The sequence below is a fragment of the Dyella sp. 01L423 genome (assembly GCF_056399945.1).
The window spans coordinates 1-16,178 of the sequence record NZ_JBFTSI010000014.1; the positions used below are offsets into that span (position 1 = coordinate 1).

The following is a 16,178-nucleotide window of genomic DNA, read 5'->3' on the forward strand; positions in this document are numbered from 1 at the left end:
GCCTGCCAGCTGCCGGAAGGCGTGGAAATGGTGATGCCGGGTGACAACGTGAAGATGGTGGTCAGCCTGATCCACCCGATCGCGATGGACGAAGGCCTGCGTTTCGCCATCCGCGAAGGCGGCCGCACCGTCGGCGCCGGCGTGGTGGCGAAGGTCATCAAGTAAGCTGTACACTGGGAAGTCGCCCGCGTTGCGGGCCGCAAGGATCCGGGGCGGGGCGGTTTGATCGCTCCACCCCTGGAAAGGCGCCCAAAAGGCGCCACCTTGTGGCAGCAAGGCGAGCGACTTCACCCATTTTCTAGATACGCCAGTAGCTCAATTGGCAGAGCAGCGGTCTCCAAAACCGCAGGTTGGGGGTTCGAGTCCCTCCTGGCGTGCCATCTTCCCGAGGATCCACGACGGGTGGTGGATGGCATGCAGACCGTAATCCGGTCGATGTCTCTATCATCCGATCACGTCGCATGAATACGAAGGCAGAATCGACCAAGGGCGCCTCTGGCGCCGATATCGCCAAGCTGGTGCTAGCCGTTATCGTGCTGGCTGCCGGCATTTTTGCGTATTCGTGGTTCGGCAGTGACGGTTCCATCCCGCAGTCGGTGCGACTGCTGGGCGTGGTCGTCGCGCTGGTCCTGTCGTTGGCCATCGGTGCGTTTACCGCTCCCGGCCGACGCGTGCGCGCCTTCCTTGGCGAATCGCAATTTGAAATGCGCAAGGTGGTCTGGCCCACCCGCGACGAGACGCTCAAGACCACCGGCATCATCATGGTGGTTGTAGTTGTTCTTTCGCTCCTGTTGGGCCTGATTGACCTGATCCTGAAGTCGGTCGTGCTCGACTGGCTGCTCAAGCTTGGTACGTGAGGTGATGGCATGAGCAAGCGTTGGTATGTGGTGCACGCCTATTCGGGCTTCGAGAACCAGGTGAAGCGTTCGCTCGATGAGCGGATCCGTCGCGCTGGCATGGAAGAAAGGTTCGGCGAAGTGCTGGTGCCGACCGAAGAGGTCATCGAAATGCGCAGCGGCCAGAAGCGCCGCAGCGAGCGCAAGTTCTTCCCGGGTTACGTTCTCGTGCAGATCGAGACGGACACCGAGGGCAAGGCGCCGCGCATCGACGACGAATGCTGGCACTTGGTCAAGGAAACGCCCAAGGTGATGGGTTTCATCGGCGGTACCGCCGACCGCCCGTTGCCGATCCGCGACTCCGAGGCCGATGCGATTCTCAGCCGCGTCCGCGAAGGCGTCGAGAAGCCCAAGCCCAAGGTGCTGTTCGAGCCGGGTGAGATGGTTCGCGTCACCGAGGGTCCGTTCAACGACTTCAACGGCGTGGTCGAGGAAGTCAATTACGAAAAGAGCCGCCTGCGCGTTGCGGTGCTCATTTTCGGTCGCTCGACCCCGGTCGAGCTGGAATTTGGCCAGGTCGAAAAGGCCTAGGCCTTTTCGACAAGAGGGTGCGAAGCTTTTCGCTCTGAAAGCCTGTCATAGAGCGAAAAATCGGATTTCGTAGCCCGCCTGGAGCCCCTGTGCCACCCTACGGCACGGGGCTTGCTTAAAAACTGATCAATCTATATATTATGCGGTTCACGCTGGGATTTTAGCCCCGGCGTGTCCGTGTTTCTGGGGTTCGCGGGATGGCGAACCTTCCTCCTTCAAGGACGACAACATTGCGAGGAGCCGCAAGGCGCTTGAACTCGCGAGGAAAATCCAATGGCAAAGAAAGTAACTGGCTATATCAAGCTGCAGGTCAAGGCCGGTCAGGCCAACCCGTCGCCGCCGGTGGGCCCCGCCCTCGGTCAGCGCGGCCTGAACATCATGGAATTCTGCAAGGCGTTCAATGCCGCCACGCAGAAGATGGAGCCGGGTATGCCGATCCCGGTCATCATCACGGCATATTCCGACCGTAGCTTCACCTTCATCACCAAGACCCCGCCGGCCACGATCCTGATCAAGAAGGTCACGGGCGTCGCCAAGGGTTCGCCCAAGCCCAACACCGACAAGGTCGGCAAGATCACCCGCAAGCAGCTTGAAGACGTTGCGAAGCAGAAGGAGCCGGATCTCACGGCTGCTGATCTGGACGCCGCAGTGCGCACCATCGCTGGTAGCGCTCGCAGCATGGGCCTGGTAGTGGAGGGTTAAGACATGGCAAAGCTCACGAAGCGTTTGAAGGCCGCTCAGGCCGCAGTGCAGCCGGGCAAGGTTTACGGCCTGGATGAAGCCCTCAAGATCGTCAAGGACAACGCCAAGGCGAAGTTCGCCGAGTCCGTGGACGTCGCCGTCCGCCTCGGCATCGACGCCAAGAAGTCCGACCAGGGCGTGCGTGGCTCCTCGCTGCTGCCGCACGGCACCGGCAAGACCATCAAGGTCGCCGTGTTCGTGCCGGCCGGTGAGAAGGCCGAGGCTGCCAAGGCCGCCGGTGCCGACGCCGTCGGTATGGACGACCTGGCCGAGCGCATGCAGGCTGGCGATCTCGACTTCGGTCGCGTCATCGCTACGCCGGACGCCATGCGCGTGGTCGGTAAGCTCGGTCAGCTGCTCGGTCCCCGTGGCCTGATGCCGAACCCGAAGGACGGCTCGGTCACCGCCGACGTCGCCACGGCCGTCAAGAACGCCAAGGCCGGCCAGGTGAAGTTCCGTAACGACAAGGCGGGCATCATCCACGCCACCATCGGCAAGGCCAGCTTCGACGCTGCCCAGCTGGCGGACAACCTGAACGCCCTGGTCAACGACCTGCTGAAGGCCAAGCCGTCGACCGCCAAGGGTCAGTACCTGCAGAAGATCGCGCTGTCGTCCACCATGGGCGTTGGCGTGCCGGTCGAAGTGTCGACCCTGACGGTGTCGACCAAGTAAGGCTTCAAGTCCCATGCCGGTCTCAACGCCGGCATGGGCAAGTTTTTGAAGGTAGCCATGGCTCACGCCGTGGCCGCCGTCAAAGACCGCAGGCGCGATCAGCGCGCGACGACGACGAGCAGGGAGCTCGTGTTGGCAAGGAACCGCCGTCGTTGCAAGCGGGTTCGCTTAATCGGATTCCTTAGCGGATCTGGCCTGCGTAGATGGTGATGCCCCTTCTGGAATGTTTTCTGGAAAGGCCACCACCCGGGATCTCGCGATCCCCGACGTCACGGATGGCGTCGCTCAGGACCGCAAGCGGCAGGAGCCGTAAGCGGAATTCATAAGAGGAGTGAAAAATGGCTCTGAATCTCTCTCAGAAGCAAGAAGTAGTCGCCGAACTGGCAGAAGTTGCCGCGAAGGCTCACTCCTTGGTCGCTGCCGAGTATGCGGGCACCACGGTCGAACAAATGACCGCGATGCGCAAGAAGGCCCGTGAGTCGGGTGTGTTCCTGAAAGTTGTCAAGAACACGCTGGCTTCGCGCGCTGTGGTCGGTACCGAGTTCGAGGTCGTCAAGGACGCCCTGACCGGTCCGCTGCTGTACGCATTCTCGACCGAGGAGCCCGGCGCCGCCGGTCGCCTGATCAAGGAATTCGCCAAGGGCAACGACAAGCTGAAGGCACGCCTCGTGTCGGTGGAAGGCAAGCTGCATCCCGCCTCCCACGTCGAAGTGCTGGCCTCGCTGCCGACCCGCGAGCAGGCCCTGGCCATGTTGGCACGTGTGTTGGCCGAGCCGGCCACCATGTTCGCCCGCGTCGTCAAGGCTGTGGCCGATCAGCAGGGTGGTGGCGACGTCGCCGCCGAAGCCCCGGCCGAAGCCGAGCCCGCCTAAGTTCGTTGACTGTTCCATTCGAATCAATTTCCAGAGGTAAATGAAAATGTCCCTGACCAACGAACAGATCGTTGAAGCCGTCGCCGCCAAGTCGCTGATGGAAGTGATGGACCTGGTGAAGGCCATCGAAGAGAAGTTTGGCGTCACCGCCGCCGCCCCGGTCATGATGGCCGCCGGCCCGGCCGCTGCTGGCCCGGCTGTTGAAGAACAGACCGAGTTCGACGTGATCCTCAAGAGCGCCGGCGAGAAGAAGGTCGACGTGATCAAGGCCGTCCGCGCCATCACGGGCCTGGGCCTGAAGGAAGCGAAGGACCTGACCGAAGCCGGTGGCGTCGTGAAGGAAGCCGCTTCGAAGGAAGACGCTGCGAAGTTCAAGAAGGACCTCGAAGCTGCCGGCGCCACGGTCGAACTGAAGTAATTGGCGCTCTTGCGCGCCGTCAGTTTGATCTAGCGTCAAGCGAGCCTGGGGGCGTAAGCCCCCGGGCTTTGCCCGTTGTAAGCAGGGAATGGGGAATAGGGAATTAGGGAGCAGCCCTTGAAGGTGGGTAGCTTTCGATTCTCTATTCCCGATTCTCTATTCCCGACTCCCGATTCATCGAATACACAACCGAGGCGGTACCCACCATGACCTACTCGTTTACCGAGAAGAAGCGCATCCGCAAGGATTTCGGCAAGCGTCCCCCTGTACTGGGCGTGCCGAACCTGCTGACCATCCAGACCGATTCCTATCGCGAATTCCTGCAGGAGCACGTTGCTCCCAAGCAGCGCGACGAAAAGGGTCTCCACGCCGCGCTGAAGTCAGTATTCCCGATTGTTAGCTATTCGGGTAACGCCGCGCTTGAGTATGTCGACTATCGCCTGGGCGAGCCCGCCTTTGACGAACGCGAATGCCGCAACCGCGGCATGACCTTCGGTGCGCCGCTGCGCGTCACCGTGCGCCTGGTCATCTATGACAAGGACAGCCCGGCGTCGAAGAAGGCCGTCAAGTACGTGAAGGAACAGGAAGTCTACATGGGCGAAATTCCGCTCATGACCGACACCGGCACCTTCATCATCAACGGCACCGAGCGCGTCATCGTTTCGCAGCTGCATCGTTCGCCGGGCGTGTTCTTCGATCACGACCGCGGCAAGACGCACAGCTCGGGCAAGCTGCTGTTCTCGGCTCGCGTGATTCCTTACCGTGGTTCGTGGCTCGACTTCGAGTTCGACCCGAAGGATGCGCTGTTCACCCGTATCGACCGTCGCCGCAAGCTGCCGGTGACGGTGCTGCTGCGCGCGCTGGGCTACACCAACGAAGAGATGCTCGGCATCTTCTTCGAGCACAACGTGTTCCACCTGGGCAAGAAGGGCGGTACCACGCTGGAGCTCGTCGCCGAGCGTCTGCGCGGTGAAACGCTGACCTTCGACCTGACCATCGGCGACAAGGTGCTGGTGGAAGCCGGCAAGCGCATCACGGCGCGCCACGTGCGCCAGCTGGCCGCGGAAAACATCACCGCGCTGGAAGTGCCGGACGACTACCCGGTCGGCCGCATCCTGGCCATCGACATGGTCGACCCCAAGACCGGCGAACTGCTGGCCCAGGCCAACGACGAAATCACCGCCGAGCAGGTGGAGAATTTCCGCAAGGCCGGTATCGAAGTCGTGCCGACGCTGTACGTCAACGATCTCGACCGCGGTGCCTACATCTCGCACACGCTGCGCATCGACAACACCAAGACGCCGCTCGAGGCGCTGGTGGAAATCTATCGCATGATGCGTCCGGGCGAGCCGCCGACCAAGGATGCCGCGCAGAACCTGTTCTACAACCTGTTCTTCACCTTCGACCGCTACGACCTGTCGGGCGTGGGTCGCATGAAGTTCAACCGTCGTGTTGGCCGTCAGGAGATCGTCGGTCCGGGCGTGCTGTACGACAAGCGTTACTTCACCGACCGCAAGGAAGAGGAAGCTCAGAAGCTGGTTGCCGCACAGGGCGACCGCTCCGACATCCTCGACGTGCTGAAGGTGCTGATCGACATCAAGAACGGTCATGGCACCGTCGACGATATCGATCACCTGGGTAACCGTCGCGTGCGTTCGGTCGGCGAAATGGCCGAGAACACCTTCCGCATCGGCCTGGTGCGCGTCGAGCGCGCCGTGCGTGAGCGTCTGTCGCTGGCCGAGTCCGAGGGTCTGACCCCGCAGGAACTGATCAACGCCAAGCCGGTTGCGGCGGCGGTGAAGGAGTTCTTCGGTTCGTCGCAGCTCTCGCAGTTCATGGACCAGAACAACCCGCTGTCCGAAGTGACGCACAAGCGTCGTGTCTCGGCGCTGGGCCCAGGCGGCCTGACGCGCGAGCGCGCCGGCTTCGAAGTGCGCGACGTGCATCCGACCCATTACGGCCGCGTCTGCACCATTGAAACGCCGGAAGGCCCGAACATCGGCCTGATCAACTCGCTCGCCGTGTACGCGCGCACCAACCAGTACGGCTTCCTCGAGACGCCGTACCGCAAGGTCGTGGGCGGCAAGGTCACCGACCAGGTGGATTACCTGTCGGCGATCGAAGAGGGCGATCACGTGATCGCGCAGGCCAACTCGCCGTTGAAGGATGGCGCGTTCGTCGAAGACTTCGTGTCCTGCCGCTTCCGTGGCGAGTCCGAGCTGCGTCCGTCCGCCGAAGTCGACTACATGGACGTTTCGCCCATGCAGACCGTGTCGGTGGCTGCCGCACTCGTGCCCTTCCTTGAGCACGATGACGCGAACCGCGCACTGATGGGCGCGAACATGCAGCGTCAGGCCGTGCCGACCCTGCGTTCGCAGACCCCGCTGGTGGGTACCGGCATCGAGCGCGCCGTGGCGCGTGACTCGGGCGTCATCGTCACCGCCAAGCGCGGCGGCGTGATCGACCAGGTCGATGCGGCCCGTATCGTGGTGCGCGTGAACGAGAAGGAAGTCGGCGACAACGATGCCGGCGTCGATATCTACACGCTGACCAAGTACACCCGCTCCAACCAGAACACCAACCTCAACCAGCGTCCGCTGGTGAACGTGGGTGACATCGTGGCGGTGGGCGACACGCTGGCCGACGGTTCGTCGACCGACCTGGGCGAGCTCGCGCTCGGCCAGAACATGCTGATCGCCTTCATGCCGTGGAACGGCTACAACTTCGAAGACTCGATCCTGCTCTCCGAGCGCGTCGTGCAGGAAGACCGCTACACCTCGATCCACATCGAGGAGCTGTCCTGCATTGCACGTGACACCAAGCTGGGCGCCGAGGAAATCACCGCCGACATCCCGAACGTGGGTGAGCAGGCGCTGGCTCGCCTCGACGAATCCGGCATCGTGTACATCGGTGCGGAAGTGAAGGCCGGCGACATCATGGTCGGCAAGGTCACGCCCAAGGGCGAAAGCCAGCTGACCCCGGAAGAGAAGCTGCTGCGCGCGATCTTCGGCGAGAAGGCGTCCGACGTGAAGGACAGCTCGCTGCGCGTGCCGCCGGGCATGGACGGCACCGTCATCGACGTGCAGGTCTTCACCCGCGACGGCATCGAGAAGGACAAGCGCGCCAAGCAGATCGAGGAAATGGAAATCAAGCGTATCCGCAAGGACCTTGATGACCAGTTCCGCATCCTCGAAGGCGCGATCTACAACCGTATGCGCACCCAGCTCGTCGGCAAGACCGCGATGAGCGGTCCGGCGGGTCTCAAGCGCGGCGCTGAAATCACCGACGCGTTCCTGGACGGCCTGAAGAAGGACGACTGGTTCAAGATCAACGTGAAGGAAGAGGACGTCACCGAGTTCCTCGAGCGCGCGGCCGATCAGATCAAGCGTCACAAGGAAGAGTTCGACAAGCGCTTCAAGGAAAAGCAGAGCAAGATCACCCAGGGCGACGACCTCGCACCGGGCGTGCTCAAGATGGTCAAGGTGTTCCTGGCCGTGAAGCGCCGCATCCAGCCGGGCGACAAGATGGCCGGTCGCCACGGTAACAAGGGTGTGGTGTCCAACGTGGTGCCGGTGGAGGACATGCCGTTCTCCGAAGACGGTACCTCGGTCGACATCGTGCTGAACCCGCTGGGCGTGCCCTCGCGTATGAATATCGGCCAGATTCTGGAAGTGCATCTGGGCTGGGCCGCCAAGGGCCTGGGCAAGAAGATCCAGAAGATGCTCGAAGCGCAGGCCAAGGTGGCGCAGATCCGCGAGTTCCTCGACCAGGTGTACAACCACCACGTCGCTGGCGCCGTGCAGCATGTCGACCTGAAGTCGTTGACCGACGAAGAAATCTTCGCGCTGGCCAACAACCTGCAGGAAGGCGTGCCGATGGCAACGCCGGTGTTCGACGGTGCCGAGGAAACCGAGATCAAGGCGATGCTCCGCCTCGCCGATCTGCCGGAATCGGGTCAGACCACCTTGTACGACGGCCGTACCGGCGAAGCGTTCGATCGCCCGGTCACCGTGGGCTACATGCACTACCTGAAGCTGAACCACCTGGTCGACGACAAGATGCACGCGCGTTCGACTGGTCCGTACTCGCTCGTCACGCAGCAGCCGCTGGGTGGTAAGGCGCAGTTCGGCGGCCAGCGCTTCGGCGAAATGGAAGTCTGGGCACTGGAAGCCTACGGCGCGGCCTACACCCTGCAGGAAATGCTGACGGTGAAGTCCGATGACGTGCAGGGCCGTAACCAGATGTACAAGAACATTGTCGACGGCAACCACGAGATGGCAGCGGGCATGCCGGAATCCTTCAACGTGTTGGTGAAGGAAATCCGCTCGCTCGGTATCGATATTGATCTGGAAGAAGTGAAGTGAGTTGAGGCGGGGACGAGGAGCGAGCTTTCGTTCCTCGTTCTCCCGATTCCTGATTCTCCATTACCTATTCCCGATCTTCGGAGACATCCATGAAAGACTTGCTCAATCTGTTCAACCAGCAGCGCACCGCGCCTGACTTCGATGCGATCAAGATCGCTCTGGCTTCGCCGGAGCTGATCCGCTCGTGGTCGTACGGCGAGGTGAAGAAGCCGGAAACGATCAACTACCGCACCTTCAAGCCTGAGCGTGACGGCCTGTTCTGCGCCGCCATCTTCGGTCCCGTGAAGGACTACGAGTGCCTCTGCGGCAAGTACAAGCGCATGAAGCACCGCGGCGTCGTGTGCGAAAAGTGCGGCACGGAAGTGACCCTGGCCAAGGTGCGCCGTGAGCGCATGGGCCACATCGAACTGGCCTCGCCGACCGCGCACATCTGGTTCCTCAAGTCGCTGCCCTCGCGCATCGGCCTGATGCTGGACATGACCCTGCGTGACATCGAGCGCATCCTGTACTTCGAAGCCTTCGTGGTGATCGATCCAGGTTTGACCGCGCTTGAGCGCGGTCAGCTGCTCAGCGAAGACCAGTACCTGGAAGCCGTCGAAGAGCACGGCGACGAGTTTGACGCCCGCATGGGTGCCGAGGCCGTCTATGAGTTGCTCAAGTCGCTCGACCTGCCGGGCGAAGTGATTCGCCTCAAGGAAGAAATTGGCTCGACCAATTCCGAGACCAAGCTCAAGCGCCTCACCAAGCGCGTCAAGCTGATCGAAGCCTTCCTCGAATCCGGCAACAAGCCGGAGTGGATGGTGCTGACCGTGCTGCCGGTGCTGCCGCCGGATCTGCGTCCGCTGGTGCCGCTCGATGGCGGCCGCTTTGCCACGTCCGATCTGAACGATCTGTACCGTCGCGTCATCAACCGCAACAACCGCCTGCGTCGCCTGCTCGAACTCAATGCGCCCGACATCATCGTGCGCAACGAAAAGCGCATGCTGCAGGAATCGGTCGATGCGCTGCTCGACAACGGCCGTCGCGGTCGTGCCATTACCGGCACGAACAAGCGCGCGCTGAAGTCGCTGGCCGACATGATCAAGGGCAAGCAGGGCCGCTTCCGCCAGAACCTGCTCGGCAAGCGCGTGGACTACTCCGGTCGTTCGGTGATCGTGGTCGGTCCGACCCTGCGTCTGCACCAGTGCGGTCTGCCGAAGAAGATGGCGCTTGAGCTGTTCAAGCCCTTCATCTTCGCCAAGCTGCAGGCTCGTGGTGAAGCCACCACGATCAAAGCTGCCAAGAAGCTGGTTGAGCGCGAAGAAGGCCAGGTGTGGGACATCCTCGAAGAGGTGATCCGCGAGCATCCCGTGATGCTCAACCGTGCACCGACGCTGCACCGTCTCGGCATCCAGGCATTCGAGCCGAAGCTGATCGAAGGCAAGGCCATCCAGCTGCATCCGCTCGTGTGTACGGCGTTCAACGCCGACTTCGACGGTGACCAGATGGCTGTCCACGTGCCGCTGTCGATCGAGGCGCAGCTCGAAGCGCGCGCCCTGATGATGGCGACCAACAACATCCTGTCGCCCGCCAACGGCGAGCCGATCATCGTGCCGACCCAGGACGTCGTCCTTGGCCTGTACTACATGACCCGCGAGCTGGTGAATGCGAAGGGCAACGGCATGGTGTTCTCGGGCATCGGCGAAGTTCGCCGCGCCTACGACAACCGTGCGGTCGAGCTGCATGCCAAGGTCAAGGTGCGCATCAAGCAGGTGCACATCGATGAAGAAGGCGGCCGCACCGAGCAGACCTCGATCGTGGACACGACCGTGGGTCGCGCGCTGCTGCTCGAAATCATGCCGGAAGGCCTGCCGTTCGCGCTGGCCAATACCGAGCTGACCAAGAAGAACATCTCGCGCCTGATCAACCAGTGCTATCGCCGCCTGGGTCTGAAGGACACGGTGATCTTCGGCGACCAGCTGATGTACACCGGCTTCCGCTTCGCCACCCGTGCGGGCATCTCGATCGGTATCGATGACATGATCATCCCCGACGAGAAGAAGCCGATCCTGGAAGAAGCCGAGAAGGAAGTGGTCGAGATCCAGGAGCAGTACCAGTCCGGTCTCGTTACCGCCGGCGAGCGCTACAACAAGGTCGTCGACATCTGGTCGCGCACCAACGAACTGGTCGCCAAGGCCATGATCGACGGTATCGGTACCGAGAAGGTCACCGATGCCGAAGGCAAGACGGTCAACCAGAAGTCGATGAACTCGCTGTACATCATGGCTGACTCCGGCGCCCGTGGTTCGGTCGCGCAGATTCGTCAGCTGGCCGGTATGCGCGGCCTGATGGCTCGCCCGGACGGCTCGATCATCGAGACGCCCATCAAGGCGAACTTCCGCGAAGGCCTGAACGTGCTGCAGTACTTCAACTCCACCCACGGTGCCCGTAAGGGTCTCGCGGATACGGCGTTGAAGACGGCTAACTCCGGTTACCTGACCCGTCGTCTCGTCGACGTGGCGCAGGACGTGGTCATCACGTTCGACGACTGCGGTACCGACAATGGCGTGACCATGCAGCCGATCGTTGAAGGCGGCGACGTGGTCGAGCCGTTGCGCGACCGCGTGCTCGGTCGTGTGGCGCTGGAAGACGTCTACGGCCCGGGCGAAGACAACGAGCCGCTGGTCACCCGCGACACCCTGCTGGACGAAGCCCTGGTCGAAAAGCTCGACAAGGCCGGCGTGCAGTCGGTCAAGGTGCGCTCGCCCATCACCTGCGCCGCCGATCACGGCGTGTGCGCCCTGTGCTACGGCCGCGACCTGGCCCGTGGTCACCTGGTGAACATGGGTGAGGCCGTGGGTGTGGTGGCTGCGCAGTCGATCGGTGAGCCGGGTACCCAGCTGACCATGCGTACCTTCCATATCGGTGGTGCGGCTTCCCGTGCTGCTGCCGTGGACAACGTGACGGTGAAGACCACCGGCACGCTGAAGTTCAACAACCTCAAGACCGTGCACCACAACCAGGGTCACCTGGTGGCGGTGTCGCGTTCGGGCGAAGTGAGCGTCATCGATGCCAACGGCCGCGAGCGCGAGCGCTACAAGGTGCCTTACGGCGCCACCATCGCCGTCAAGGACGGCGACCCGGTCAAGGCTGGCCAGGCCGTGGCCAACTGGGATCCGCATACCCATCCGATCGTGTCGGAAGTGGCCGGTACGGTGCGCTTCATCGACTTCATCGATGGCATCACCGTGCAGAGCCAGACCGACGAACTGACCGGCCTGGAGTCGGCGGTGGTGACCGATCCGAAGCGCCGTGGTGCGGCCGCCAAGGATCTGCGCCCGATCGTGCGTCTGGAAGACGCCAAGGGTCGCGAGCTGAAGCTGCCGGGCACCGACGTGCCGGCGCAGTACATGCTCCCGGCTGGCGCCATCGTGTCGATCCAGAACGGTGCGCAGGTGGGCGTGGGCGACGTGGTGGCACGTATCCCGCAGGAAACCTCCAAGACCCGCGATATCACGGGTGGTCTGCCGCGCGTGGCCGACTTGTTCGAAGCACGCAAGCCCAAGGAACCGGCGATCCTCGCCGAGCGCTCGGGCGTGATCAGCTTCGGCAAGGACACCAAGGGCAAGCAGCGCCTGATCATCAAGGACGTGGACGGCAACGAGCACGAAGAGCTGATTCCCAAGTGGCGTCAGGTCATCGTGTTCGAAGGCGAGCACGTGGAGAAGGGCGAAACCATCGTGGACGGCGAGCCCAGCCCGCACGACATCCTGCGCCTGCTGGGTGTCGAGCCGCTGGCCGCTTACCTGGTCAAGGAAATCCAGGACGTCTACCGCCTGCAGGGCGTGAAGATCAACGACAAGCACATCGAAGCGATCATTCGCCAGATGCTGCGCAAGGTTGAGATCACCGATCCGGGCGAGAGCCACTACCTGCGCGGTGAGCAGGTCGAGCGTGTTCGCATCAACGGCGAAAACGACCGTGCTGTCCACCGTGGTGAGCGTCCGGCTGAATTCCAGTCGGTGCTGCTGGGTATCACCAAGGCGTCGTTGGCCACGGAATCCTTCATCTCGGCGGCTTCCTTCCAGGAAACCACCCGAGTGTTGACGGAAGCTGCGGTCCGCGGCACGCGCGATACCTTGCGTGGCCTGAAGGAAAATGTTATTGTCGGCCGTCTTATTCCGGCTGGTACGGGTCTGGCGTATCACGCAGCGCGTCATCGCCAGGGCGGTCTTACCGCCTCGGAGCTCGAAACTCTTTCCGGCTCCGCTTCATCGGCTTCCTTCGCAGAAGCCACCACCGGTAGCGACATTGGTGTGGAGTAAGCCCTCACCGGGCTTTACTCGCTGACATACGAAAAGAGGCGCAAGGAGTGCGCCTCGTGTTCGGGCCAGGGCCGGCAGGGCGTCAGCTTGTCTGTGACAGGCTGCCCATGTTAAATTCCCGCTTCTTGGCAGACCGAGCCGGTTCGGTCTGCCTTTATGTTTCTCAGGAACAGCTTCAATGACGACAGTCAACCAGTTGGTTCGCAAATCCCGCAGCCCGAAGACCTATAAGAGTGCTTCGCCGGCTTTGCAGAACAGCCCGCAGCGTCGTGGCGTCTGCACGCGCGTCTATACCACCACCCCGAAGAAGCCGAACTCGGCGCTGCGTAAGGTTGCCAAGGTGCGCCTGACGAACGGCTACGAAGTCATCAGCTACATCGGTGGCGAAGGCCACAACCTGCAGGAGCACTCCGTGGTCCTGATCCGCGGCGGTCGCGTCAAGGATCTGCCGGGTGTGCGTTACCACACGGTCCGCGGCAGTCTCGACTGCGCCGGTGTCACCAAGCGCCGCCAGTCGCGCTCCAAGTACGGCGCCAAGCGCCCGAAGAAGTAAAGGACTTCCAACATGTCGCGTAAAGGTTCACATCCCGCCCGTCTGATCCTGCCGGATCCCAAGCACGGCAGCCAGCTGATCGCCCGCTTCATCAACATGGTGATGAAGAGCGGCAAGAAGTCGGTCGCAGAAAGCATCGTCTACGGCGCGCTTGCCCACCTCGGCGAAAAGAACGCCGAGCCGGTGCAGCTGGTCGAAAAGGCGCTCAACAACATCGCTCCGGCGGTTGAGGTGAAGTCCCGCCGAGTCGGCGGCGCCACCTACCAGGTGCCGGTCGAAGTGCGTCCGGGTCGCCGTATGGCGCTCGCCATGCGCTGGGCCATCGACTCCGCCCGCAAGCGCGGCGAGACCTCGATGCCGCGCAAGCTGGCCGCCGAGTTGCTCGAAGCTTCGGAAAATCGCGGTGGCGCGATCAAGAAGCGCGAAGAGACGCATCGTATGGCAGAGGCCAACAAGGCCTTCTCGCATTACCGCTGGTAAGCAGTACAGCTAGAACTTTCAGAGGTTAAGACCGTGGCACGCACCACTCCTATCGAGCGCTACCGCAACTTCGGCATCATGGCTCACATCGATGCCGGCAAGACCACCACCACGGAGCGCATCCTGTTCTACACCGGCGTCAGTCACAAGATTGGCGAGGTGCACGACGGTGCAGCAACGATGGACTGGATGGAGCAGGAGCAGGAGCGCGGCATCACCATTACGTCGGCGGCAACGACGGCGTTCTGGAAGGGCATGGATCGTTCCTTGCCCGAGCACCGCTTCAACATCATCGACACCCCTGGACACGTCGACTTCACCATCGAAGTGGAGCGTTCGCTGCGCGTGCTCGACGGCGCGGTGTTCGTGCTGTGCGCGGTGGGTGGTGTGCAGCCGCAGTCTGAAACTGTCTGGCGTCAGGCCAACAAGTACAAGGTGCCGCGCCTCGCGTTCGTCAACAAGATGGACCGCACTGGCGCGAACTTCTACAAGGTGGTCGACCAGCTGAAGGCTCGCCTGGGTGCCAACCCGGTGCCGATGCAGGTGCCGATTGGCGCCGAAGACAACTTCGAGGGCGTGGTCGACCTGCTCAAGATGAAGGCGATCGTGTGGGACATGGAGTCCCAGGGCATGAAGTTCGAGTACGCCGAGATCCCGGCCAATCTGGCGGACAAGTCCGCCGAAGCCCGCGCGTACATGGTTGAGTCGGCCGCCGAAGCGTCCGAAGAGCTGATGAACAAGTACCTGGAAGGCGGCGAGCTGACCGAGGAAGAAATCATCGGCGGTCTGCGTGCGCGCACGCTGGCCAGCGAAATCATTCCGGTCTTCTGCGGTACCGCCTTCAAGAACAAGGGCGTGCAGGCGATGCTCGACGCGGTGGTCAATCTGCTGCCGTCGCCGATCGACCGTCCGCCGGTCGCCGGTCTGGACGAAGACGAGAACGAAGCTACGCGCAAGGCCGACGACGCCGCGCCGTTCTCCGCGCTCGCGTTCAAGATCATGACCGACCCGTTCGTGGGTTCGCTCACGTTCTTCCGCGTCTACTCCGGCACGCTCAACGCGGGCGACCAGGTGTACAACCCGGTCAAGTCCAAGAAGGAGCGCATCGGCCGCATCCTGCAGATGCACGCCAACGAGCGTCAGGAACTGAAGGAAGTCCGCGCTGGCGATATCGCCGCAGCGGTCGGCCTGAAGGACGTGACGACCGGTGACACGCTGTGCTCGCAGGATCACATCATCACTCTGGAGCGTATGACGTTCCCGGAGCCGGTGATTTCGATGGCGGTGGAGCCGAAGACCAAGTCGGACCAGGAAAAGATGGGCATCGCCCTCGGCCGTCTGGCCGCGGAAGATCCGTCGTTCCGCGTTCGTACGGACGAAGAGTCGGGTCAGACCATCATCTCGGGCATGGGCGAGCTTCACCTGGACATCCTGGTGGACCGCATGCGCCGCGAATTCAACGTCGAGGCGAACGTCGGCAAGCCGCAGGTCGCCTACCGCGAGACGATTCGTTCGTCGGACGTCAAGTCGGATTACAAGCACGCCAAGCAGTCCGGTGGTAAGGGTCAGTACGGTCACGTGGTGATCGAGCTGTCGCCGATGACCGAAGAAGACCGCAAGAGCACGGACGTCAAGAACGACTTCCTGTTCATCAACGACATCACGGGCGGCGTGATTCCGAAGGAATTCATCCCGTCGGTCGAAAAGGGTCTGCGCGAAACCATCACCAGTGGTCCGCTGGCTGGCTTCCCGGTGGTGAACGTGAAGGTCAAGCTGGTCTTCGGTTCGTACCATGACGTCGACTCGTCGGAAATGGCGTTCAAGCTCGCCGCGTCGATGGCGTTCAAGCAGGGCTTCGCGAAGGCGTCGCCGGTGCTGCTCGAGCCGATCATGAAGGTCGAAGTCGTGACGCCGGAAGACTACGTCGGCGACGTGATGGGCGATCTGAGCCGCCGTCGTGGCCTGCTTCAGGGCCAGGACGACACGCCGTCGGGCAAGACCATCAACGCGATGGTCCCGCTGGGCGAGATGTTCGGTTATGCGACGACCATTCGTTCGCTGACCCAGGGTCGCGCCACCTTTACGATGGAGTTCGACCACTACGCTGAAGCGCCGAACAACATCGCTGAGCAGGTCATGAAGAAGGCCTGATAAGGCTTTCTTCCTCCAACTACCGTTCTTTTTTAGAGGTTTTAGTCATGGCAAAGGGTAAATTCGAACGCACCAAGCCGCACGTCAACGTCGGCACGATTGGTCACGTGGACCACGGCAAGACGACGCTGACGGCTGCACTGACCAAGGTCGGCGCAGAGCGCTTCGGTGGCGAATTCAAGGCGTATGACGCGAT

General features: G+C 62.3%; 13 protein-coding genes and 1 tRNA gene. All 14 read left to right on the forward strand.

The window, feature by feature from the left end; translation table 11 throughout:
• A partial coding sequence (locus AC1DMY_RS20685; RefSeq protein WP_477166124.1) for an EF-Tu C-terminal domain-related protein occupies positions 1–165 on the forward strand: 165 nt, incomplete at its 5' end.
• 139 nt (positions 166–304) lie between these two features.
• Positions 305–380 (forward strand) — tRNA-Trp (locus AC1DMY_RS20690).
• An 81-nt stretch (positions 381–461) separates the two neighbouring features.
• Positions 462–857, forward strand: a complete 396-nt coding sequence (gene secE, locus AC1DMY_RS20695; protein WP_046973294.1) for a preprotein translocase subunit SecE — start codon at positions 462–464, stop codon at positions 855–857.
• A gap of 9 nt (positions 858–866) precedes the next feature.
• Positions 867–1,427: a transcription termination/antitermination protein NusG gene (gene nusG / locus AC1DMY_RS20700; protein ID WP_441605561.1), complete on the forward strand. Its 561-nt coding sequence runs from the start codon at positions 867–869 to the stop codon at positions 1,425–1,427.
• A gap of 273 nt (positions 1,428–1,700) precedes the next feature.
• Positions 1,701–2,129, forward strand: coding sequence for a 50S ribosomal protein L11 (rplK, locus tag AC1DMY_RS20705; RefSeq protein WP_046973296.1), 429 nt, complete (start codon positions 1,701–1,703; stop codon positions 2,127–2,129).
• Positions 2,130–2,132: 3 nt separating this feature from the next.
• Positions 2,133–2,840, forward strand: coding sequence for a 50S ribosomal protein L1 (rplA, locus tag AC1DMY_RS20710; protein WP_121881684.1), 708 nt, complete (start codon positions 2,133–2,135; stop codon positions 2,838–2,840).
• Positions 2,841–3,178: 338 nt separating this feature from the next.
• Entirely contained in the window at positions 3,179–3,712 is a 534-nt protein-coding gene (gene rplJ / locus AC1DMY_RS20715; protein ID WP_441605560.1) for a 50S ribosomal protein L10, read from the forward strand.
• Positions 3,713–3,758: 46 nt separating this feature from the next.
• Complete coding sequence (gene rplL / locus AC1DMY_RS20720; RefSeq protein ID WP_477166738.1) at positions 3,759–4,130, forward strand: 50S ribosomal protein L7/L12; 372 nt, start codon at positions 3,759–3,761, stop codon at positions 4,128–4,130.
• A gap of 206 nt (positions 4,131–4,336) precedes the next feature.
• Positions 4,337–8,494: a DNA-directed RNA polymerase subunit beta gene (gene rpoB / locus AC1DMY_RS20725; RefSeq protein ID WP_477166739.1), complete on the forward strand. Its 4,158-nt coding sequence runs from the start codon at positions 4,337–4,339 to the stop codon at positions 8,492–8,494.
• Between the two features lie 89 nt (positions 8,495–8,583).
• Positions 8,584–12,798, forward strand: coding sequence for a DNA-directed RNA polymerase subunit beta' (gene rpoC / locus AC1DMY_RS20730; RefSeq protein ID WP_477166740.1), 4,215 nt, complete (start codon positions 8,584–8,586; stop codon positions 12,796–12,798).
• A 178-nt stretch (positions 12,799–12,976) separates the two neighbouring features.
• Positions 12,977–13,351, forward strand: coding sequence for a 30S ribosomal protein S12 (gene rpsL, locus AC1DMY_RS20735; RefSeq protein ID WP_121881674.1), 375 nt, complete (start codon positions 12,977–12,979; stop codon positions 13,349–13,351).
• Positions 13,352–13,363: 12 nt separating this feature from the next.
• The gene (rpsG, locus tag AC1DMY_RS20740) at positions 13,364–13,831 is read left to right on the forward strand and encodes a 30S ribosomal protein S7 (RefSeq protein WP_102305037.1); all 468 of its coding nucleotides are present in this window, start codon (positions 13,364–13,366) and stop codon (positions 13,829–13,831) included.
• A 33-nt stretch (positions 13,832–13,864) separates the two neighbouring features.
• On the forward strand, positions 13,865–15,982 hold the full coding sequence (gene fusA / locus AC1DMY_RS20745) for an elongation factor G (RefSeq protein ID WP_477166741.1): 2,118 nt from the start codon (positions 13,865–13,867) through the stop codon (positions 15,980–15,982).
• A gap of 47 nt (positions 15,983–16,029) precedes the next feature.
• Positions 16,030–16,178, forward strand: a 149-nt coding sequence (locus tag AC1DMY_RS20750; protein ID WP_240732659.1) for a GTP-binding protein, incomplete at its 3' end; no start/stop codon positions are given.